The sequence below is a fragment of the Ignavibacteriales bacterium genome, from assembly GCA_016709155.1.
GTDB lineage: Bacteria > Bacteroidota > Ignavibacteria > Ignavibacteriales > Ignavibacteriaceae > JADJEI01.
In genome coordinates this window covers 692,576-715,051 of the sequence record JADJEI010000001.1, presented here as the reverse complement: position 1 = coordinate 715,051, position 22,476 = coordinate 692,576, and the positions used below count along the sequence as shown (strand labels likewise).

Here is a 22,476-nt window from a genome sequence, read left to right as displayed (position 1 = left end):
GGAGAAACATAATGGCAGAATTCAACACCTTTATCAAAAACGAAGGTGACATAAATCTGATTTACCTCAACGGTTATCTTGATGCACATACTGCGCCGAAGCTGGAAACCGATTTTTCCGATCTTTTAGAAAACAATTACTTTAAGATTGTTGTCAACTTCAAAGATCTTGCTTATATCAGCAGTGCCGGACTCGGAGTTTTTATGGCTTTTATTGAAAAGATCAGAGAGCAAAATGGTGATATAAAACTGACAGCGATGAATGAAAAAGTTTATAACATTTTTGACCTGCTCGGGTTTCCTCTCCTTTACGAGATATTTAAGTCTGATGAAGAGGCTATAAATAAATTTAAAGAAATGAATAATCCTGAAAATGATAAAAAATAAATCAAATCAACTAACTGTAAAAAGCCGTACAGAAAATCTTTCTGATATCAGAGATTTTATCAAACGAACGGCTGAGCAAGCCGGGATGGCGCAGGATCAGATTGATAAGGTCATGCTTGCTGTTGATGAAGCTTGCACAAATATTATTAAACATGCTTATAGATCAATGCCTGATGGCGAAATACACATTTCTATTTCCTATTCAGATAAGAAATTTGTAGTTAAGATAAAAGATTACGGCAATTCTTTTGAGGCTAATAGTATACCCGAACCGGATCTTCAAAAATATTATCGCGAAAAGCGCGTCGGTGGATTAGGAATGTATTTGATGAAAACTTTGATGGATGAAGTTAAGTACGTTTCCATTCCCGGGAAATATAATCAGGTACTGCTTTCAAAAAATATTAATGCTGCTCAATTATGATCTCCGAGGCTGAAAACATAAAAGTTAAAAGAAATCTCACTGCACTTGTTGAGTTCAGCAGAATCATCAACTCCAATCTTGATTTGAATTTCATTCTCAACAATCTTTTACTTACCTGCATGGGTAAATTCTTAGCCACACGTGGATTAATAATTCTGGAAGCGAATAAGTTTTTAGAGATAAAAACCTCAAAAGGAATTAGTGCCGATCTACTAAAGCAGTTTCCTAAAATTAAGGCAGAAGATTTTTCAATTGAAGATCAAAGTTTTATACAATTCATATCTGAGTTGAATCTCCCTGCAGTTGAAAAAATAAATTGCTCGGAAAATTGTGTGGGAATCATCTGCCTCGGAGAAAAATTAAACCGAACGCCCTATTCCGAAGACGATCAGGATTTCCTTCGAACAATTTTAAATATTGCTGCAACCGCCATCCAGAATTCCATAGTCTTAAATGAAATTAAATTAGTAAACCGGGCACTTGATTCAAGGGTTCAAAGATTGAGTTCGCTTTTTGAATTGAGTAAGGAGTTTGGTCTCTTTTCAGAGTCAACTAAAGTTGCAAAACTTTTAGTCTATTCATTGATTGGTCAATTTCTTGTTTCCAAATATGCAGTGATAACCATCGAAGATCAGTTAGTCCAAATTCTCGAATCAAAATTTTCTTCCAGTGAACTTCAATCTAAGTTAAGTGAAATTAAACTCACCAAAATTGATTCATACCTAGATAAAAAAAACATCGAAGAAAATTTTCCGCTTTTGTTTCAAGCAGGTGTTGAATTAGCTGTTCCGATGCAGGTGCAGGGAAAGACAAAAGGAATGATACTGCTGGGAAAGAGAATTAATAATCAGGAGTATTCTGTTGATGATATCGAATTTATTTATTCTATCGGAAGCCTGGCAATAATCTCATTGGAAAATAGAAAACTGTTCAAGCAAGCTTTGGAAAAACAAAAATTGGAAGAAGAACTTGAGATTGCACGTGAGATTCAGCAAAATTTATTGCCTGCTCGAATCCCAGAGTTAAAGAACTTTGATGTTAGTGCTATAAATATTTCGTCGAAACAAGTTGGCGGTGATTATTATGACATTCTTAAACTTGATGAGAGAAGATGCTGCATTGCTATTGCAGATGTTTCAGGGAAAGGCTTCCCGGCTGCTTTATTGATGGCTAATATGCAAGCGTTTTTGCAGGTTGTGTGCAGGCAGGATTATCCACTTGATCAAGCAACACAAATAATAAATGACTTGGTTACAGATAATACTTCAGATGGTAAATTCATTACTTTCTTTTGGGGGCTGCTTGATGATAAGGAAAAAAAAATCAGCTACGTAAATGCCGGGCATAATCCTCCGCTGTTAATTAGAAAGAATGAAATTCAAAAACTTGAAGCAGGGGGAATGATTTTGGGCGTGATGAAAACCATAATGCCTTATAATACCGAAACACTCCAGCTTCAAAAGGATGATGTGCTGGTTTTATTTACTGATGGAATTTCTGAAGCAATGAATGCCGGCGGCGAAGAATTTTCTGATCAGAAATTGGAAAAGTTAGCCAAAGAGATTTCTAATTTGTCCACAATTGAAATTCTTGATAATATAAAATCGGAAGTACAAAAGTTTACTGCGGGCGCAGTTCAATCAGATGATATCACACTAATGATTATTAAAGTTAAATGATAAACCTTAAACTATTATTCCTTAAATATCGAATTAAAATCGCTTCTTCAATAACAGCGATTATTCTTGCGATACTATTTATTTGCCTTTACAGAGTAATTGAAGTTAATGTTACCTCAAATGATGAATGTTTATGGATACCCAAAAAGATCGACAGCAAAGAAATAGTAATCGAATTCCAATCTGTAAAAATAGGTGGAGTGGCATATAATGCAGGCATTCGAAATGGAGATCAGCTTCTCGAAATTAGTGGTGTGAAAATAGTTGATGTATTAAAAGCACAGGAAATACTAAATCGGGTAGAGGAAGGCAGCTACGCTGATTATAAAGTTCGAAAATCCAATGGCGAAATTTTATCAACGAAAGTTTACATTAAAAAATTAATTCAGTTTGGGCAGCTTGCACAAGTTCTAAGTTCTATCATTTTACTATTAATTGGTTTAGTAGTTTACAGTGCAAAACCAGAAGGTGTAGCTCAAAGATTATTTTTTACTTTTACTTTGCTTTCAGCTCTTCCAAATATTAATTTATTATTTCCAACCGGGGGATCTCTATTCAAGTTCATACAGACGAATCCACTTACATCTTTGTTGATATGGGAAATAATTGTATTTAGTTTCATTTCTTTTTCGATTGTGCTGCTCTATTTTGTTTGGACCTTTCCGAATGTTTTTAAAATTTCTAAATTCAAATGGCTTAAAATTGTATTCATATTGACTGTCATCCTTGTCATGGCAGCAGCATTAATATTAGTTCAAGATTTTGCACTTGCTGAAAAGTTTAATGTTAATACCATTAACACTTTCCTAACTTTAATTAGGATATTCGTTATCGCTGCAAATATAACCGCGTTTATATCGCTAATAATTCAATACAGAAAAGAATCGAAAAAAGAAAACAAAAAACCAATTATGATCTTTATTCTTGCTTTCCTGTTTGGATTTTTGGTTCAGTTTTATGTTAGTACTATTGCGCCGGCAATATCGGATACAATATTTAATTCGCCTGAATATTACACTCCTATATTGCTTTTAATTCTCGTCCCTTTGATGTTTGCATACGCAATATTCAAATATCATTTTCTCGATGTAAGCGTTGTAATAAAGAACACGATAACTTACGGGATAGCCACAGCAAGTGTTGCAGGCATATATTTTCTCGTGGTTTATTTAATGGGGCAGGGGATAAGCCGTGCCATTGGTTCGGAGAACCAAGGCATCATAGCAGGAGTTTTTTTCCTCATCTTTGCTTTTGTATTTCAATCCACCAAAGATAAGTTTCAGGATTTTTTAACGAGGAGATTTTATCCCGAGCAATTTGCTTATCAAAAAGTGCTGATCAAATTCAGCAATGATATTTCCGTTGTTGCCGGCTTGGACAGAATTTTGGATTTAACGAAAGACACATTTCTTGATGCGCTTCAAATAAAAAAGTTTGGAATTCTTCTTCGGGATTTTGATTCTGCTGAATTAAAATTAGTACGCGAAGTTGGATTTAGAAATTCAGAATGTGTAATAAAGAAATATTTCATCAGTTCGTTTATCGGTGAAAAATCCCTCATAATAAATAATCCGGTAATTATGCAGCAGGATTTTGAAAAAGTTTTTCCTGAGAATTTTAGAACATTGATTGAGGAGGAAATTTTTACAGTTGTGCCGATGATTGTAAAATCAAAAGTAATTGGTTGCTTGATGTTCGGTCTGAAATATTCAGGTTCGCAGTTTGGTGGAAAGGATATTGAACTCCTCTACGCAGCTGCAAATCAGATTGCAATTTCAGTTGAAAACGCCCGGCTTTATGAATCTGAAAATGAAAAATTAAAACTGGACAAAGAACTTGACCTTGCCCGAAAAATTCAGCAAGGTCTTCTGCCAAAATGCGTTCCAAACCTGCGAGGGCTTGATCTATGCGGTGAAATGATTCCAGCTATGCAGGTGGGTGGAGATTATTATGATCTTATCCAAATCTCAGACACAAAATTATTTGTTGCTGTTGGTGATGTCTCGGGTAAAGGTTTTTCGGCTGCTCTTTATATGACTAAGCTTCAAACAATGATGCAGCTTGCTTGTGCTAAAAGTTTATCACCGCGTGAAATTCTTATTGAAATTAATAAACAGCTTTACGAATCAATGGAGCGTAATTGGTTTGTTACCATCACACTCGCATTGTTTGATGTAGAAAAACAAACTGTAAAATTTTGCCGAGCCGGGCATATGCCTTTGCTTGTTGCCTTTAATGATACAGTTGAATCTATTAAAACACAAGGACTTGGATTAGGCTTAGAGAGAGGTGATATATTCAGCAGGACTCTTGTTGAAGTTGAAAAAGAATATAAACCCGGACAAATATTCGCTTTCTTTTCTGATGGAATTACCGAGGCAATGAATGATAAAAATGAGTTGTTCGGTGAAGATAGACTCACTGAATTATTAAAAAGCAAAACCCAAAGTCACTCAGCCGAAATTATGAATTTAGTTTGGAGTGAGATAAAAAATTTAAGGGCGGTGCTTTACCAAATGACGATTTGACAATGGTGATTGTGAAGGTAAATTGATTTCTTAGCATTCTAAAATTCAAGATTCCGAATTACAAATTTCCGATAATTTTAAAATGAAAAAGCCGATGAAATAATTCATCGGCTTTTTAAATTTAATTTTGAATTAATCAGAACTGAACTTTTTTATTATACTTCGTTGCATATTCTAACACTAAAGCACTCGCTACAAATATTGAAGAGTATGTTCCAATGATTATTCCAAAGAATAATGTAAAAGCAAATGCTCTTAAAACCTCGCCGCCAAATATTAAAAGTACGGTAACAGAAAGCAGGGTTGTTCCGCCGGTTAAAATTGTTCTACTCATTGTACGATTGATACTTGCATTTAGTAATTCAAGTAGCGGCATAGTTTTATGAATTTTTAGATTTTCTCTAACTCTGTCAAAAACAATTACTGTATCATTGATTGAGTAACCGATAAGTGTAAGAAATGCTGCTACAACTGTTAAATCAATTTCGAGATTTAATCCGGGAATTACATCATAAAGGATAGCATAGAATCCAAGAGTGATCAGTACATCATGAAACAAGGCAAGCACTGCACCAAAAGCAAAAATGAATTTAAATCTGAATGCCAGGTAAATCAAAATTACGATTAGCGATAGAATGATTGCGATGATGGCATCCTGTTTTAATTCATTGCCAACTTTTGGACCTACTCTATCTTCTTTAAGAATTGTAAATGGATTGTCTGCATATTTATCACGAAGATTTTCTTTGATCCAATCTCCGATTCCAACACTAACTACCATTTGTGTGTTAGTTAATTCTTCCGAAACTTTGCTTGTCTGAAACCCGGCTTCAAATAATTTATCAACAAGAATATTAGTTGTATCGGGGTTAGGAAATTGAAATGTTACCGAATTGGAAGTTGAATCAATTATTTTTCGCTCAACTCCCGGAAGAGTATTATCAATTTCTTTTTCAATACTTGCTAGAACTTTAGGATAAACCTGTTTTGGGATTTCCTGCAGTTCCGTTCTAACAAGTGCGCCGGTTTCTCCACCGAAGGTTTTAACTTCAATTGTGCCGAGGTTAAGTTTTTCAACTTCTGTTCTCATATCAGAAATATTAATAGGTTTTTGGAACTGTAAGACTATTTCTGTTCCGCCTTTAAAATCAATTCCGAAACCTAAGCCTCTGAATATTATGCTGAGCATTCCAATCAGAAACAAAGATGTGGAAAGCATATAAAACAGTTTCCTTTTACCGAGCCAATCTATGTGTATATTTTCAAAAATTTTCATTTAATATATAACTCCTTATTTCAAAATTTTTAACCGAGAGAAATTTTACTGCCTCTGGCAACCATTATATCAAAAATTACTCTCGCAATTACAAGAGCGCTGAACAAACTTGCAGCTATACCAATCATCAGTGTAAGAGCAAAACCTTGCACCGGACCGCTTCCAAACTGATAAAGAATTATACCTGTAAAGAAAGTGGTTATGTTAGAATCTATGATAGCAGAATTTGCTTTTGAAAAACCGCTGTCTATTGAGGCTTTCAAAGTTTTACCAGTAGCTAATTCTTCTCTGATTCTTTCAAAGATAAGAACGTTGGCGTCAACGGCCATACCTATTGTTAGAATAATTCCGGCGATTCCGGAAAGAGTTAGTGTAGCGCTAAACCCGGCAAGTATTCCGAGAATAAATAATATTGTAAATATGAGGCAAGCCGATGCGATTGTTCCAGCCCGTAAATAATAGATTATCATAAATACTGCAACAAGCAGAAACCCGATGAGGGCTGAATTAAAGCCGCTCGAAATAGAATCTTCACCTAAGGATGGTCCAACAGATCTTTCTTCAATTATATCAACGGGGGCAGGAAGAGCTCCGGCTTTTAAAATAATTTCAAGAAGTTTTGCTTCTTCCATGTTAGCCATACCTTCAATCTGGCTTCTTCCGCCTGTAATTTTATTTTTAACATTTGGGGCAGAAAAAACCAAACCATCAAGTATGATTGCAATTCTTTTATTCACATTTGCGCCTGTTATTCTTGCCCATTGAGTTGCGCCTTCAGTATTCATTGTCATATTAACAATTGGTGCTGAAGAGCTTGGGTCGATATTTGCAAGTGCATCAGTAATAACACTGCCAGTAAGTTCGGGTTCTTTATTCACCATATAAAGTGTATAAATTCCTTTTCCTTCCTGAGTACCAATTGCTTTTGCAGAAAAAACAAATTCGACATTATTAGGAATTACTTTTTGAACTTCGGGTCTGTTCAACATCAAAGTAATTTTTGTTCGATCATCTTCTTTCACATAAGCATCGGCAACCTGGCTTTGCGGATCAAGAAGTGCAACTGCAAAAAATGGATGCTGCTTTGCAAATTCTTCCTGCGAAAGCTGCTGATTATTTGCCGTATCAGTCGAAGCGATTTTAGTTGAATCAACTTTTGTGGAATCAGTTTTATTTTCTGCTATTTGTTTGGTAGAATCAATTCCGGTTGTATCATCTAAAACTTTGCCGGAAAGAACGTCGTCAATTTTTTGCATAACACTAATTGTTAATTCGGGATCTTTTACAATTCTGAATTCCAATAAAGCTGTGCCTTGCAAAAGCTGCTTTGCCTCTTCTTCTCTTGCAACACCGGGAAGTTCAACAATAATTCTTCTGCTTCCCTGGCGTTGAATTGAAGGCTCAGAAACACCATATTGGTCAACACGGTTTCTAATAATTTCCATCGCACGAGTAACAGCATCTTCGGTATCTTTATTAAGCTGACTTAAAATATCGCTGTCTTCATCCCGAATGGTTCCAAAGTATTTGCTTAGTCTTATTCCGCGTTCTGAAAACTTACGTCCAACAATATCAACAATATTATCATCAGTTAAAGCAGCTTCTTTTTCCGCTTCGGCGAGTACTTGTTTAAATATGTCGTCGGTTTTTTTACCGGCAAGTTTATCAAGCATTTTACCCGTATTAACTTCGATAACTACTCGCATGCCGCCTTGGAGATCAAGCCCGAGTTTAACACGTTTCAATCTCGTTTCATTTATGGATGGATCGGAGGATTTTATGCTGTCCTCAACACTCCTCAACATTTTGTCCAATTGAGATTTAGTTAATTGCGGATTTTGTTTCTTGAGTTCTTTACTTTTTTGAAGCAAGACAGAATCAATCCTATTAGAATTCTGTTTATCCACATAAGTTGGATAGAGTAAATAAACACAAAGAGCTATGGCTGCAGCAATCAGCACTATTCGAAATCGGTATTCTTTCATAATCAATATGTATTTCTGGATTAAGTTAGTTTAATTAGCTGACAAAATTACCCTTAAAGCCTTAGAAAGTCAACAAATTTCAGTTAGATAATATCAAGTTATTTTTTTATCTGATTTTAATCGTGCAATTCTTAATAAAATGTCCCTTTTAACTTGAAAGGAAAACTATAGTCATGTCAGAAATAAAATAAATTAAGAGGCGCTAAGTGATTTTTGCAATTTTCCTTTATGTCATAGGCTTTGTTTATCTGCTTATTCAAATGAATCGTGCCCCTTATGGTTATGAAGACGAGGATGGATTACACTTATTTTAATAACTGATGTTAGGCACTTTGTGATTTCTTAGTGTCTTTGTGACTTGGTGGCAAAAGAAAAAGTTAGAAATTAAGCCACAAAGGCACTAAATCACCAAGTTTCACTAAGGAGAATTCATGAAAAATCAATTTATGCGTAACATAAGTTAATAACTCACCCATCTTATATTTTTGAAATTTTTGAAGCTTGACTTTTTGCTTTAGATGACTTAATAATTTATAAAAGAAATAAGTAGATTATAAAACTTTAATTATTGCCTTTAGTAAGGCTTCAAATTTACTTTTAATTCGTGAAGCTGTTTCTGTAACTTCGGCGTGTGAAAGTTTTTGATTAGAAATTCCTGAAGCAAAATTTGTGATACAGGAAATAGCACTTGTTTGTATTCCTAAAAGTGCGGAGTAAAAAGCTTCATGAACCGTTGACATCCCCACTGCATCTCCGCCAAATTTTTTGATCAATCTTACTTCGGATGGAGTTTCGTAGGAAGGACCCTTTGTGAACCAATAGACTCCCTCTTTAATCTTTATGTTTTCTTTTTCGGCTGCTGATTTTATTTTATGATTTAAACTATTAGATGGTAAGTTCCTGAAATTATTAATTGTAGAATCAGATCCTACTCCGAATAATTCAGCAAACTCTTTTTTTATCCAAATTCCATTGAATGAAGAAGCAAGCATTAAATCGCCAGGGATAAAATTTTTATTTATTCCACCGGCGGCATTTGTCAAAATCAATTTATCGCAATCCAATTTTTTAATTAAATGAATTGGCAATAAACATTGCGAAAGATTGTAAACTTCATAAAAATGAATACGTCCTGAGAACAAAATCACATTCTTTCCAGCATAATTCACAAGAGCAATTTCACCTTTATGTCCGATTACAGTTGAATGAGGGTAGGTAGGAATATCGCTTGTCAAAATTTTGATTGAACCATCAAAAGAATTTGCAAAATCGCCAAGACCACTGCCAAGTATAATTGCTAAATCGGGTTTAGTAAAAAATTTTTTCTGTACAAATTCGATTGCCTCTTTGTATTTATAATCAAAGTCAATCATATTAAAATAAAATTCCTGCAAGAGTTGCCGTCATCAATGTTGCGAGCGAACCACCAAGCACAGCTTTTAAACCAAGACTTGCAATATCACTTTTCCTTGAAGGAGCCAGTGGACCCAACCCCCCGATTTGAATTGCGATTGAACTGAAATTAGCAAACCCGCAGAGGGCATAGGTAGCCATCAAGATAGATTTTTCATTTACTAATATTTTCATTTCAATAAGTTTCCCTAAATCGAGGTATGCAACAAATTCATTTAGAGTAATTTTTGTACCAATCAAACTTCCGAAATGGAGTGCGTCTTCCCAGGGCACTCCAATTCCATATGCGAGATATTGAAGTCCCCAGCCTAATATAAGTTGAAAGTTAAGAGGCTGACCATAAGATTGAATCAATGAATTATTAATTCCAACCAAATCTCCGAAACCCTGTAACAAATAATTTACCAGAGCAATCAGTGCGATGAAAGCTATTAACATAGCGCCAACATTTAGTGACAATGATAGTCCATCACCAGCTCCATTTGCGGCAGCTTCAATAAAATTGTGAGCATTCTTTTCCACTTTTATTTTAACTGTGCCTTTTGTTTCGGGATCGGAAATTTCCGGGAAAATAATTTTTGAAATTACAAGCGCTGCAGGTGCAGCCATTACACTTGCTCCAAGCAGTTGTGTAGCAAATATGTGCTGTGCTTCTGCCAACGGAATTCCTAAAGATTGAGAATATGAATTACCGAGTATCTGAATATAAGCCGCCATCACTCCACCTGCGATAGTTGCCATTCCCCCTACCATTACAGTCAGCACTTCGCTGTTCGTCATTCCTTTGATGTAAGGCTTGATCATCAGCGGTGCTTCTGTTTGACCGACAAAAATATTTGCGGTACAGGATAATGATTCGGCACCACTGGTTCCCATAATTTTTGCCATCACGTATGCCATTGCCTGAACTATTCTCTGCATAATTCCGAAGTAATAAAGCACTGACATTAAGCTTGCGAAAAAAATTATTGTAGGCAGAACTTGAAAAGCGAAAAACATTCCGAGACTTCCTTCATTCCCGGGGCTAAGTGCCAGATCACCAAAAACAAACTTTGCTCCTTCAGATGTAAAATTCAATATGAGTACAAAAAATCCACTTACCCAATTAAAAAAATCTTTTGCAAAACCAAGCGGATAAAAAACCTGCCGAAGTGAATCGCCTTTTAAAATCAAAATTGCAAAAACAATTTGAATTGCAATTCCACTTAACACTAATCGCCAATTAATTTTTCTTTTATTATTGGAAAAAATAAATGCGATACCAATTAATAGTATTATTCCAGCGATGCCGCGAACCAATGAGATAAAGTCCATAATTCTCCTATTTATCTTCAGGGATATAATGACATTTGCGGCAGCGCGCTTCATAAATATCTGCAGCACCAACAACTACACGTTCGGATGAAATTGTATTGCGCTGAGTTTTATCAGCAGGGTTACCGCACACCATGCAAATCGCTAAAGTTTTTGTGATGTATTCTGCAATGGCAAGAAGCTGCGGCATAGACTCGAACGGAATGCCCTTATAGTCCTGATCTAACCCTGCCACTATCATGCGCTTACCGGAGTTTGCAAGTGAATTGCAAATATTGACTAAATCACCTGAAAAAAACTGAGCTTCATCTATCCCAATTACCTGGGCATTGGAGCTAAGTTTAATTATCTCGGAATCATCCTCTATTAAAATGGAGGGGAGAGATTGCTCACTGTGTGAGACAATTGAATCAGTCGAATATCTGTTATCAATTTTCGGTTTGAAGATTACAACTTTTTGTTTTGCAATCTCAGCACGGCGAAGTCTTCTGATTAACTCTTCAGTTTTACCGCTGAACATGCAGCCTGCAATTACTTCAATCCATCCAACATTTTGGGGTAATGAGTGAGGTTTAAATTCCATTTTAATTTTTAGCGTTATCTAGATTTGCATCACCAAAAGCAAAAGGAAGCAAATCCTGCGTTGAAAAAATTTTATAATTAAGAGATTTATTAATAAGGATTATATCAATATTTCCACAATGGTCATAGATAATTTGTCTGCAGGCACCGCAGGGAGGGAGGTAGTCTTCAGTATCACCGATGATAGCCAACGCCGAAAATTTTCTTTCGCCCTCACTCATAGCTTTGAATATTGCTGTTCGCTCGGCGCAAATTGTTAAACCGTATGAGCTATTTTCAATATTGCAGCCGGTATAAATTTTACCATCGGCAGTTAATAATGCTGCCCCGACTTTGAAATTTGAGTAAGGTGCATGAGCAAATTTTTTTGCATCAACTGCTTTTTGAATAAGTAATTTGTAATCCATAATCTTCTATAAAAATTTATTTTAAAAATAACTTAACCCAAATTTAAAATTTTTAACCACTAATTTCAGGTGTTAAAAATTCACTAGTGTTAATTCGTGAAATCCGTGGCAAATTTTGTCTTACTTTCTTTTAAGCGTAAGGTAAAACGTTGGCGTAAAAAATTTATTTACGAGTCCAAACTTATCATTTGCAAGTTTAGTAATCAGCCAATCCAGGTTGATAAATTTGCAAATACGAATAATCGTAAGGTGGAATTCACTCCATACAATTCCGCTATTTCCACTAAATAACTCAATCACTGAAAATTTTGTAAGCAGGTGAATATCAAAATCTTTATTAAATATTTTGATGAGTTCTTTCAGAGATAAAAGTTGAGCAACATCAGTTCTCTCAAAATCCTTTTTACGAAAATATTTCAAAAAATATTTTTTAATACTCTCTCGTTTAAGGATAGAAAGCACAGGCAACCCAAAATGCGGATCGGCTAAAAAATTAAAAATAGAAAGCTTATTTGGAGTGCTTAGATAGATAGTTCCGTTAGGTTTTAATATGCGAATGATCTCAAGATAAAAATCATTTATTGTTTGCAAATGTTCAATCACATCTTGAACAATTACTAAATCAAACGAATTGTTTTTAAATGGCAGGATTAATCCATTTCCATTAACTTTATAAAATTTATCCAGACCATTTTGCCGCAGTAATCTTATTAAACTTAAATCAAAACTAACAACACAATTATCCTTGCTGAATACATTTGAAGTTCCGCCTTCACCCGAACCAAGATCGAGTACTGATAAATTTTTGCACTCAAGGAAATGGGAGACAATTTGCTTGACAAAATTCCCGCGTGCTTCTGCTGCTAATCTTCCTTTTTGCCATCTGAGAAAATTGGGATGTGCTTTATCAAGCCAGGCTGGTGATTCTGTTTCTATTTCCATTCAATCTTTTTTGTAGAAGCGTTAAAGAAATTTATGACTATAAAAAATTCATAAAAAATTTGCAGCGAAATTATTTCGAAGAATTGAAATGTGTATCCAAACTTTTTATCAAAGGATTTAATTAAAAAAATATCAACCGTCATTTTCATAAGAAACAAAAGAAGAAATAATTGATTGAAAAAAAATAAAAACGGACTGAGAATCATTATTAAATTAATTAGATGCCAAAGCCCGAGTACCATTTGGCGGCTAAATAAATAATGAAGCGATGTTTCAGTATGCCGTGCTTTTTGATTCAGATAATCTCTCAAAGTGATTTTTGAATTTGAATAAACCCACGAATTGCGATTTGTAACACAACCGATTTTTAACTTATGTTTAATCGCTTCATGCAAAAGTAAATCGTCATCGCCGCTAAGAGTTTCAGTTGTGTTCGAGTATCCGCCGATTTTTTCAAAAGCCTCTTTTCTAAATCCAAAATTTCTCGCGGAAGCTGTGTAAGGAAATCTTAATTTAGCAAACGCAAAAGTCAAGATAGAACTTCGAAGATTTTCAAAGCAAGATATTTTATTGATGCCGTTGATTGATTGGTAAAATGGAGCCACGCCAATTAAAAAATCAAACCCTTTGTTAAAGCAATGTGAATATGAATTCAACCAGCCGTTTTCAGGTACGCAGTCGGCATCGGTGATTAATATAAATGGAAATTTGGCGGATTGAATTCCAACTGCGAGAGCGCCTTTTTTCCCGGCGAATGGTTTGCTTGTGCATTTAATGATTCTAAAATTACTAAATGTGCGGCTCAATTGGACTGCAAGGTTGTAAGTGTTATCGGTGGAATTATCATCTACAAAAATTACTTCTAATTTATTTTTATCATAATCAAGATTATGTAATGCGGAAAAAAGATGCTCAAGATTATTCTCTTCATTTTTACCTGCAATGATAATTGAAAATTGAATCTGATTTTGAGAACTGATAGCACAATCTGATTCTGATCTTAATGATAGAAAAATCAATGCATTTATTCCAATAAAAAACAGTATTAAAAAAATTATTAATGTCATTTTCTTGAATGCGAATATACTGTTACTGATAGCAACATTAAGAAATAATTATTTACTGACAAATATAAAAAAAACTTCAAGTTGCTTTTTTTAATAAAATAAATACTTATTTTAACATCCAAGTTCATAAGGTTTTTATAAAATTCTATCAAGTTTAATTAGAAATTCATCAAGCCCTTAAGGACAAACCAAAATCATAATTCATCAATATAAACAGGAGCATCAATGAGAGTAAAATTACTTCTCTATTCTGCAGTGCTGACTTTCCTATTTTCCTCTTCTTTAGTCTTCGGACAATTCGAAGATCCAAGAGTTTGGAACACACAAATTCAGCCGACCGGGGAACCATTTGTAGTTCCACCTTCTCATATCAATTATATCCACCCGAACAAACTTCCGAGAATCGTCCCGACCCCGCTTGGAACTGCTACGGTAGGAATTAGTGTTCGTGTTCACCCGAGTAACTTCACACAGTCTGAAGTTCCAATTCAAAAACATCCGACCGATCCAAACACATTATTTGGTTCATCAAACTCTGTTCGCATCAGTCCCTTCTTTATTAGCGAAGGCGTTTATATTACCAACGATGGCGGTTTAACCTGGCACGGAAGTGATACATGCAAAACCACCCCTGTTAGTGGTCATGGCGGCGACCCCGCCCCTGCTATTGATGCAGCAGGTAGATTTTATATGACTTTTCTTGACGGTGGATTTAATGGATTAAAAGCTGCTTACTCAACAGACGGCGGTTCTAATTGGAGTTCAATTATAAATATTATTACAGGTTCACAGGATAAAAATCATACAGTAGTAGATAACCAACCTAATAGTCCGTATTTCGGAAGAGTTTATGCAACCTGGTCAAGATTTACTGCTTCAGCTCCTCCAATTGCAGTTTCTTATTCAACAAATAGCGGCGTAAACTGGAGTTCACCGGTAAATATTAATACTCCCCCTGCTAACCATTATGCACAAGGTTGTAACGGAGCTATCGGTCCCAATGGCGAAGTTTATGTTGCTTGGCAAAGTCCTACTCTTGGTTCGCCTTATACCGGTGACTTTATGGGATTTGGCAAGTCAACAGATGGTGGTGTTACATGGAGCGTAAACAATAACATTTACGATTGTAATGGTATCAGGGGATTTCTTTTTGCAACAAGCATTAGAGTAAATGATTTTCCATGGATGGGTGTAGATACTTCCGGCGGTGCTAGAAATGGTTGGATTTATATAGTTCATGCAGAAAAGAATTTAGCCCCGGCTGGATCTGATCCCGATATTATTCTTCACAAATCTACTGATGGCGGAACAACCTGGTCTGCGGGTATCCGTGTTAATCAGGATGCTCTAAACAATGGCGCAGAACAGTATATGCCTGCTCTTGTTGTCAGTGGTGATGATGGTGCAGTTAATGTTGTTTACTATGATGCAAGAGATTTATCAAACGACTCTGCAACAGTTTATCTTGCAAGATCAATTGACGGCGGCGATAGCTGGACAGAAGTTGAAGTAAGTGATCATCACTTTAAACCAAAATCGATTCCTGGATTAGCCGGTGGTTATCAAGGTGATTACATTGGAGTTACCGAATCAAATGGAACTATCTGGCCTTATTGGGCAGATGATAAAACAGGAATTTACCAAGCCTGGACTGCTCCTGTAACTTTCGGCGATCCTTGTCCTGTCGGTGCACCAACTGATCCAAATCCTGTTAGCGGCGCTAATGATGTATCAATTAATTTACCTTCAATTAGCTGGACAAATGGTGTAAATGCCACTACCACCACTTTATATTTTGGTACTGATCCCGGTTCTATGCCTATTGTTCAAAGCGGAAGTTTATTCTCTTCATGGGATATTACTTCTTTACCCTTGAGCTATGGGACTACTTATTATTGGAGAGTTATTAATGAAGATGGTACTTGTGGAACTGCCGGTCCAACATGGAGTTTCACTACCGAACAGGATCCTAATCTCTTAGTTATTTTTAATGATGACTTTGAAGCAGGAAGCGGTAACTGGAATATTACAAATGACGGTGGGAATTGTGTTTGGGAAATAATTCCATTAAGCAGTCGGTCTTATACCCTGCCTTCAACTGCGGCAGGTAATGTTTTTGCTGCTGATGCTGATCTTTGCGGATCCGGTACTACAACAAATACTACTGCTACTTTAATCACTCCTGTTGATGCTACCGGCTATAACACGGTTTGGTTAGAGTTCGATAATGACTGGCAGGCAATAGACAATGCTGATTTCGCTTATATTGATGTTAGCACCGATGGCGGAACAACATGGACAAACGTTTTAACATTTGATGAAACAGATGTAAGAGCCTCACACGAAAATATTGATATAACAAGTGTAGCTCATCTAACCAACTTCTTAGTAAGACTAAAAACCGTTCAACCAGGATGGGATTGGTGGTGGGCAATTGATAACTTCCAGGTTTGGGCAAGTGATCCTGTGCCTGTTGAGTTAACTTCATTCACCGGTTCTGTTAAGGAAAAAGGTGTTGAACTTAATTGGTCAACTGCTACTGAACTTAACAATCAGGGATTTGAAATAGAAAAGAAAGTAAATGGACAGTTCCAAAAGATTGGTTATGTACCTGGCTTTGGAACAACTACTGAAATCAGAAACTATTCATATCTCGATACAAAGCTCGAAACAGGTAAAAACATTTACAGACTAAAACAAATTGACTTTGGCGGCGTTTTCGAATACTCAAACGAAGTTGAAGTTGAAGTAAATGTTCCGCTCGAATTCGCTCTTGAGCAGAACTTCCCGAATCCATTCAATCCAACTACAACAATTAAATATTCAATTGCTGAAGAAGGATTTGTAAACTTAACTGTATTTAACTTACTCGGTGAAAAAGTTGCTACACTCATTAGCAAAAATATGAAGCCGGGAAGATACACTGTTGATTTTGATGCAAATAATCTTTCAACAGGAATTTATGTTTACAGACTTGATTCCGGAAAGAATACTTCGGTTAAGAAAATGATCTTGATGAAGTAAATATGTCAGACGACAAATGTCAAACGTCAGATAATAGATAATTAATGAAAAGGCGAGCCGGAAATGGCTCGCCTTTTTTTTGTTCAGTGTATTATTTCTTTTTACTCGTTCAGTGATAATTCTGATACAAGTCTTTCCTTTATTTTCAGTTCTTGACTTTCTCCATTTCTATTTGTAATATACTTTCGAAAATTTTATCAGGAGAGGTAAATAACTTATTTGATATTGTTTAAGTAATATTTCAGGAGGTTCTGATGAAAATCATTCTTGTTCGATCGGTTCTTTTCTTTGCAGTAATTGCTTTGTTTATTGCTTCAAGTTCAATAAACACAAACTACAATTCTGTAGATGAACCAGGGGCAACATATCAGGAAGATGGACAAACAGCTGGCAGACTGACCGTGAATGAGTGTTATAAAAACACTGCACATCCTAAAAAATCAAGCATAGAAGCCGGCTACAAAGACCCGCAAACTGAAAAGCCATTATTGAGAGCATATAACAGTTATATTGCGGGTGGAAAAGGAATAGGGATAACACAAAGTAATGACCTCACCAATGGTTAGTTTTATTCTGATGTTCAGAATTGTACGATTGTTAATTTAGTTATAGACCGTTGGCCATTAAGAATAGAAAATTGGGATTCTGGCACAATGGGAAAGATAAAAAACAATATCTTTCTTTGTCCGCTAGACTATCCTCATAATTGTCCCGTAGGAGAATGTAATACTCTCTTAAATTCGGTTATCTATGAAGACAATAGATGGAAAAAAGGAAATGACTGGCAGAGCATATTCTGCAGTGAACCTATAACCGACTGTACGGCGGATTAGGGGGATGAAATGAATAAGTCAATAATAATAATTTTAAGTATTCTCGTAAGTATTCAGTCCCTACTATTTGCTCAAGAAATATTATGGAAGAAAAATTATGGACTAAACACAACAGATGATTTGGGCAGGTCGGTAATTCAAACTAATGATAATGGTTTTGCAATTGTGGGTTACACCAATTCATTCGGAGCAGATAGTTTTGACGTATGGCTAATAAAGACTAATGAAAACGGAGACACACTCTGGACAAGGACATACGGCGGAAATGATGATGACTATGGCTATGATCTAAAACAGACAGATGATGGTGGGTATATACTAGCAGGCGCAACATCATCATTTGGAGCGGGTGGGTTTGATTTTTATTTAATAAGAGCTGACTCACTTGGCGATACGCTTTGGACAAAAACATTCGGTGGTGTAAATGATGATTATGGAAGATCTGTTGACATTTTTAATCCCGAGGGCTTTATAATTGCTGGTGAAAAAGATGCAAACACGAGTGATAGCGATGACTGGATAATAAAAGTTGATACTGAGGGAAATTTACTTTGGTCAAAATCTTTTGGCAATGAAATTAAAGACCAGAGACTTTTTTCTATAAAGTCATTATCCGATATTGGAATGATTGCGGCAGGCGCTACAGATTGTAACGGATATGCTGGTTGTAATGGATGGGTGTTAAGATTAGATGTAAACGGTGATACACTTTGGACTAAATCTTATTACGGTAGTCAAAATAGCGATTGGTTTAATCAAGTAACGAACACGTCTGATAATGGTTTCGCTATTACCGGGTATAATTCGATTCTAGGATTCTCAAATGTTTGGTTAGTAAAAACAGATTCGCTTGGTAATGAGCAATGGTCAAAGAATTATGATTATGACCATGATATAGACGTTGGTTATTCAGTCCAGCAAACACAGGATGGTGGTTATATTGTTGTTGGTGGTGCTTCTCCACCGGACATTGAGAATCGTGGATGGATTATCAGGACTGATTCTGTTGGAGATACTTTATGGACTTTGTTTATCAATAGTTTTACTAACCTCAATGGCACATTAGATGCAAGTACAATATGTTATTCCGTATTTCAAGTTCAAAATGGTGATTACATAGTTGCCGGAGCTCAATCGCAAGTGTTTTTTCAAAAAGAAGTTATGCTTTTAAGAATCTCCAGTGACATCGTCCCTGTCGAGTTAACATCATTCACAGCCATAGCACAGCAAAACAACATAACACTCAACTGGCAAACAGCAACGGAGACAAACAACAGCGGGTTTGAGATAGAAAGAAAACAAGTCGGCAGTCCTCAGTCTTCAGTCGGCAATCAGGACTGGAATCAAATTGCTTTCGTTCCCGGCTTCGGGACTACTACGGAACCCAAGAGTTATTCTTTCACTGATGAAAATCTTTCTTCTGGAAAATATCAATACAGATTAAAACAAATTGACTTTGATGGAACATTTGAATATTCAAACACAGTTGAAGTTGAAATAAATTCACCAACAGAATTTTCGCTCGAACAGAATTATCCGAATCCATTTAATCCCACAACAAAAATAAAATACACCGTCCCCTCTGTCACTCTTCGACAAGCTCAGAGTGACATATTGGTTTCGTTAAAAGTTTTTGATGTTTTGGGAAATGAAATCGCCACACTTGTAAACGAGCATCAGCAGCCCGGCACGTATGAAGTTGAGTTCAACGTAGGACAGGCTATCAGTCTGTCCAGCGGGGTGTACTACTATCAACTTCGATCTGGTAGTTTTGTTGAAACTAAGAAGATGATATTGCTGAGGTAGGATTGATAAATTATTTCTGACTCTGTGATAACTTTTCCACAGAGTCAGAAAATAAATTGGAAATTAATTTAATCTGTAGTACTAAATCATTTTCTTTTTCTTAGAACAATGAGTTGATGTTATGAAAGTAAAAAGCTAAACCGGTGAGTTTTGTTTCAAAAAAGTGATCGGCAAAGTAATTTGTGTTATAATATCTAATGTCAAAATGATCACGCAGGAAATCTGTTATAGGATCTTTTGCCCATAAAGCCCACAGACTTAATAATCCTTTTGCTCTTAGTTCAAAACCATTGGTTTTCCTTTCATCAAAACCGCGACCAGAAAAATGTCCAGTATAAAATGAAATGGTTTCAAATAAATCAATTTTTAATCCAATATGTGAAACGATTTTATTGGTGCCTTCGATGTTAACAAGATTTTTCCAGAACTTTAAATCGCTTAAGGTAGAGCTATAATCCCATCCAAGTGAGTCTCTTGCAATAAGTATATCATCTGCTTCAATGGTTAGAGAAAAGTTAAATACTCTCATACGAAAAGCATCACTCAGTAAATCGAATCCTGTTGAAATACCATAACCAATTCTATCCATCCTTGGAAGAGGATCAGTTTGTGCCCTATCAAAATAGTAAACCTCGTCGCCAAGGTTTGATTTTGAATATCCAATAGAAAAATTAAAATCCGGCCGGGCTACGAGATTTTCATCTAATATAAATTTAATATTCTCATCAATTAATTTTGACACGGGAACATTTAATAATAAACCAATATCTATTGCACTTCCTTCCCAACTACCAGTCGTATTTTCTTCCGAGCCGTTATCAGAAAGAATTGAAGTTATGCTTTTAGAAGTGAAACCGATATTAAATTGTGCAAAATAATTTATTCCAACTCCTAAAGCATAAGCAGAATAGTAATCTTTCGAATTCTTAAAAATTGTCGGGTCAGGTCCAATTCTTGAAAATTCGCCAAAATTTATTTCAAAATTTGAATAGCCAAATCCTACACTTAAAGGGAAATCAATTAAATCCTTCAGATTATATCTTAAGTTAAATGCTAAGCTATGTAATTCTAAACCTAAATTAAATGAAGGTAGCCATTCGGTTTTTGCTGGATAAAAAATAAAAGAAAAATTGTTGTTCTGGCTTGTATAACCAAGTTGTGCGGGATTCCAAATAAACCCAAAAGGATCTTCAGTGGCTAAGGCTGTGCCTGTTTGTCCCATTGCACTTAGTGAAGGTGAGAGTTGGATTAAAAGAAATGGAACCGCTGATTCTCCTTGCGAGAATGATTCATTATTCAAAAATGCAAATATGATGAGGGTTATAAATAAAACTGAAATTTTCATTCTTCTCCTTCTTAATAAAAATGCTTCGCACTGATTTCTCAGTGCAAACATCAAATAACGAAGTTTACTAAATCATTTTCTTTTTCTTTAGAATATCCTTCAGCGTTACAGAACCAATTTCCTGAAGATCATATTTTACACGTGTGAATGGTTTGTTCATCTTAATGTATCTGCTCAAATCAATCGGAGTGCCGATAACAACTGAATCGCATTTGGTATTATTTATTGTAGTCTCAAGATCTTTCAATTGTGCAGCACCATATCCCATCGCAGGAAGAAGCACGCCGATGTTTGGATATTTCTGAAACGTAGCGCTGATTGATTTTACTGTGAATGGTCGGGGATCAACAATTTCTCTTGCACCAAGTTTTTGTGCAGCGACTACACCTGCCCCATATTTCATTTCGCCATGAGTAAGTGTTGGTCCGTCCTCAACGACTAAAACTCTTTTACCGGTTATCAATTCAGGTTTGTCAACCGTAACGGGGGAGGCGCCTTCAATAATTATTGCTTTTGGATTTACAGATTTAATATTATTTGTGACTGTAAGAATATTTTCCGGCTGTGCAGTTACTACTTTATTAATAACAGCAACATCAGCCATTCTTAATGAAGTGTTCCCGGGATAATAAGTAAGTTCATGTCCCGGTCTGTGCGGATCAACAACGGTAATAGTTAGATCAGCTTTATAGAAAGACACGTCATTGTTTCCACCATCCCACAAAATTATATCAGCTTCTTTTTCAGCTTCGCGAAGTATAGCTTCGTAATCAACGCCGGCATAAATAACTCCGCCGCTTGCAACATGCGGCGCATATTCTTCAATTTCTTCAATTGTGCATTTATGTTTTTTTAAATCGGCATAGGTTGCGAATCGCTGTACTTTTTGTTTAACAAGGTCGCCGTAAGGCATGGGGTGGCGAATAGCGACAACCTTCTTACCGGCTTCGCGAAGTATCTGAACAATCTTTCTTGATGTCTGAGATTTTCCCGAACCTGTTCTAACCGCAAGAACAGCTATTACCGGCTTGGTACTTTTTATTTGAGTTTCTGCTGCGCCAAGCAGTCTAAATGAAACGCCTGCAGCATTTACAATAGAAGCCTTGGTCATCACATAATTAAATGGAACATCCGAATATGAAAAAACAACTTCGTCAACTTTGAACTTCTTAATTAACTCTTCGAGTTTTGATTCTTCATAAATTTTTATTCCATTAGGGTAAAGTTTTCCGGCGAGTTCTTTTGGATCAATCCTCCCTTCGATATTTGGAATTTGTGTTGCAGTGAAAGCTACAACATTGTAATCATGATTGTTGCGGAAGAATACATTGAAATTGTGAAAATCGCGACCTGCTGCACCCATAATTAAAACATTTTTTCGAACCATAAAATCTCCATTAACTGTTTATAAATACGAAATATCTTGTTTTAGAAACACTAAATATTTCTTTTTTCTATGTGAAAA

17 protein-coding genes are annotated in these 22,476 nt (G+C 35.8%); 7 read left to right on the top strand and 10 right to left on the bottom strand.

Features of this window, described 5'->3' with window-relative positions; all coding sequences use genetic code 11:
- Nucleotides 1–11 precede the first annotated feature (11 nt).
- From IPH11_03640 to IPH11_03625, 4 genes are read left to right on the top strand one after another with little or no spacing between them, the layout of a single operon-like run.
- Entirely contained in the window at nucleotides 12–386 is a 375-nt protein-coding gene (locus IPH11_03640; GenBank protein MBK6912795.1) for an STAS domain-containing protein, read from the top strand.
- Nucleotides 373–810, top strand: a complete 438-nt coding sequence (locus IPH11_03635; GenBank protein MBK6912794.1) for an ATP-binding protein — start codon at nucleotides 373–375, stop codon at nucleotides 808–810. The genes IPH11_03640 and IPH11_03635 overlap by 14 nt, the downstream gene beginning before the upstream one ends.
- Complete coding sequence (locus IPH11_03630; protein MBK6912793.1) at nucleotides 807–2,489, top strand: SpoIIE family protein phosphatase; 1,683 nt, start codon at nucleotides 807–809, stop codon at nucleotides 2,487–2,489. The genes IPH11_03635 and IPH11_03630 overlap by 4 nt, the downstream gene beginning before the upstream one ends.
- Nucleotides 2,486–5,017 (top strand): SpoIIE family protein phosphatase, encoded by a 2,532-nt coding sequence (locus IPH11_03625; GenBank protein MBK6912792.1) that lies wholly within the window; start codon nucleotides 2,486–2,488, stop codon nucleotides 5,015–5,017. The genes IPH11_03630 and IPH11_03625 overlap by 4 nt, the downstream gene beginning before the upstream one ends.
- Nucleotides 5,018–5,153: 136 nt before the next feature.
- On the opposite strand, the gene secF is transcribed toward IPH11_03625, so the two are convergent.
- The 8 genes from secF to IPH11_03585 all read right to left on the bottom strand — a co-directional run bounded on the left by secF (nucleotide 5,154) and on the right by IPH11_03585 (nucleotide 14,003).
- On the bottom strand, nucleotides 5,154–6,293 hold the full coding sequence (gene secF, locus IPH11_03620) for a protein translocase subunit SecF (GenBank protein ID MBK6912791.1): 1,140 nt from the start codon (nucleotides 6,291–6,293) through the stop codon (nucleotides 5,154–5,156).
- A 29-nt stretch (nucleotides 6,294–6,322) separates the two neighbouring features.
- Entirely contained in the window at nucleotides 6,323–8,278 is a 1,956-nt protein-coding gene (gene secD / locus IPH11_03615; protein ID MBK6912790.1) for a protein translocase subunit SecD, read from the bottom strand.
- A gap of 551 nt (nucleotides 8,279–8,829) precedes the next feature.
- Nucleotides 8,830–9,651, bottom strand: coding sequence for a purine-nucleoside phosphorylase (locus tag IPH11_03610; protein MBK6912789.1), 822 nt, complete (start codon nucleotides 9,649–9,651; stop codon nucleotides 8,830–8,832).
- A gap of 1 nt (nucleotide 9,652) precedes the next feature.
- Complete coding sequence (locus IPH11_03605) at nucleotides 9,653–11,008, bottom strand: NupC/NupG family nucleoside CNT transporter (protein ID MBK6912788.1); 1,356 nt, start codon at nucleotides 11,006–11,008, stop codon at nucleotides 9,653–9,655.
- Between the two features lie 4 nt (nucleotides 11,009–11,012).
- Nucleotides 11,013–11,588 (bottom strand): thymidine kinase, encoded by a 576-nt coding sequence (locus IPH11_03600; GenBank protein ID MBK6912787.1) that lies wholly within the window; start codon nucleotides 11,586–11,588, stop codon nucleotides 11,013–11,015.
- Nucleotide 11,589: 1 nt separating this feature from the next.
- Nucleotides 11,590–11,994, bottom strand: a complete 405-nt coding sequence (locus tag IPH11_03595) for a cytidine deaminase (GenBank protein ID MBK6912786.1) — start codon at nucleotides 11,992–11,994, stop codon at nucleotides 11,590–11,592.
- Nucleotides 11,995–12,114: 120 nt separating this feature from the next.
- Nucleotides 12,115–12,936 carry a class I SAM-dependent methyltransferase gene (locus IPH11_03590; protein ID MBK6912785.1) on the bottom strand — a complete coding sequence of 274 codons (822 nt, stop codon included), beginning with the start codon at nucleotides 12,934–12,936 and terminating at the stop codon, nucleotides 12,115–12,117.
- Entirely contained in the window at nucleotides 12,927–14,003 is a 1,077-nt protein-coding gene (locus IPH11_03585) for a glycosyltransferase (protein MBK6912784.1), read from the bottom strand. The genes IPH11_03590 and IPH11_03585 overlap by 10 nt, the downstream gene beginning before the upstream one ends.
- A gap of 225 nt (nucleotides 14,004–14,228) precedes the next feature.
- Between IPH11_03585 and IPH11_03580 the strand changes: the two genes are divergently transcribed.
- From IPH11_03580 to IPH11_03570, 3 genes are all read left to right on the top strand, one after another.
- Nucleotides 14,229–17,027 carry a T9SS type A sorting domain-containing protein gene (locus IPH11_03580; GenBank protein ID MBK6912783.1) on the top strand — a complete coding sequence of 933 codons (2,799 nt, stop codon included), beginning with the start codon at nucleotides 14,229–14,231 and terminating at the stop codon, nucleotides 17,025–17,027.
- A gap of 254 nt (nucleotides 17,028–17,281) precedes the next feature.
- A complete protein-coding gene (locus IPH11_03575) occupies nucleotides 17,282–17,593 on the top strand; it encodes a hypothetical protein (protein ID MBK6912782.1) in 312 nt (103 codons plus the stop codon).
- A 276-nt stretch (nucleotides 17,594–17,869) separates the two neighbouring features.
- Nucleotides 17,870–19,666 (top strand): T9SS type A sorting domain-containing protein, encoded by a 1,797-nt coding sequence (locus IPH11_03570; GenBank protein MBK6912781.1) that lies wholly within the window; start codon nucleotides 17,870–17,872, stop codon nucleotides 19,664–19,666.
- 100 nt (nucleotides 19,667–19,766) lie between these two features.
- Here the strand turns inward: IPH11_03570 and IPH11_03565 are convergent, their stop codons facing one another.
- The gene (locus IPH11_03565; protein MBK6912780.1) at nucleotides 19,767–21,011 is read right to left on the bottom strand and encodes a hypothetical protein; all 1,245 of its coding nucleotides are present in this window, start codon (nucleotides 21,009–21,011) and stop codon (nucleotides 19,767–19,769) included.
- A 67-nt stretch (nucleotides 21,012–21,078) separates the two neighbouring features.
- On the bottom strand, nucleotides 21,079–22,398 hold the full coding sequence (locus tag IPH11_03560) for a GTPase (GenBank protein MBK6912779.1): 1,320 nt from the start codon (nucleotides 22,396–22,398) through the stop codon (nucleotides 21,079–21,081).
- Between the last annotated feature and the right edge of the window lie 78 nt (nucleotides 22,399–22,476).

Coding starts and splice junctions, on each gene's coding strand:
- IPH11_03640 (MBK6912795.1), top strand. CDS start 12: ATGGCAGAATTCAACACCTTTATCAAAAACGAAGGTGACATAAATCTG.
- IPH11_03635 (MBK6912794.1), top strand. CDS start 373: ATGATAAAAAATAAATCAAATCAACTAACTGTAAAAAGCCGTACAGAA.
- IPH11_03630 (MBK6912793.1), top strand. CDS start 807: ATGATCTCCGAGGCTGAAAACATAAAAGTTAAAAGAAATCTCACTGCA.
- IPH11_03625 (MBK6912792.1), top strand. CDS start 2,486: ATGATAAACCTTAAACTATTATTCCTTAAATATCGAATTAAAATCGCT.
- secF (MBK6912791.1), bottom strand. CDS start 6,293: ATGAAAATTTTTGAAAATATACACATAGATTGGCTCGGTAAAAGGAAA.
- secD (MBK6912790.1), bottom strand. CDS start 8,278: ATGAAAGAATACCGATTTCGAATAGTGCTGATTGCTGCAGCCATAGCT.
- IPH11_03610 (MBK6912789.1), bottom strand. CDS start 9,651: ATGATTGACTTTGATTATAAATACAAAGAGGCAATCGAATTTGTACAG.
- IPH11_03600 (MBK6912787.1), bottom strand. CDS start 11,588: ATGGAATTTAAACCTCACTCATTACCCCAAAATGTTGGATGGATTGAA.
- IPH11_03595 (MBK6912786.1), bottom strand. CDS start 11,994: ATGGATTACAAATTACTTATTCAAAAAGCAGTTGATGCAAAAAAATTT.
- IPH11_03590 (MBK6912785.1), bottom strand. CDS start 12,936: ATGGAAATAGAAACAGAATCACCAGCCTGGCTTGATAAAGCACATCCC.
- IPH11_03585 (MBK6912784.1), bottom strand. CDS start 14,003: ATGACATTAATAATTTTTTTAATACTGTTTTTTATTGGAATAAATGCA.
- IPH11_03580 (MBK6912783.1), top strand. CDS start 14,229: ATGAGAGTAAAATTACTTCTCTATTCTGCAGTGCTGACTTTCCTATTT.
- IPH11_03575 (MBK6912782.1), top strand. CDS start 17,282: ATGAAAATCATTCTTGTTCGATCGGTTCTTTTCTTTGCAGTAATTGCT.
- IPH11_03570 (MBK6912781.1), top strand. CDS start 17,870: ATGAATAAGTCAATAATAATAATTTTAAGTATTCTCGTAAGTATTCAG.
- IPH11_03565 (MBK6912780.1), bottom strand. CDS start 21,011: ATGAAAATTTCAGTTTTATTTATAACCCTCATCATATTTGCATTTTTG.
- IPH11_03560 (MBK6912779.1), bottom strand. CDS start 22,398: ATGGTTCGAAAAAATGTTTTAATTATGGGTGCAGCAGGTCGCGATTTT.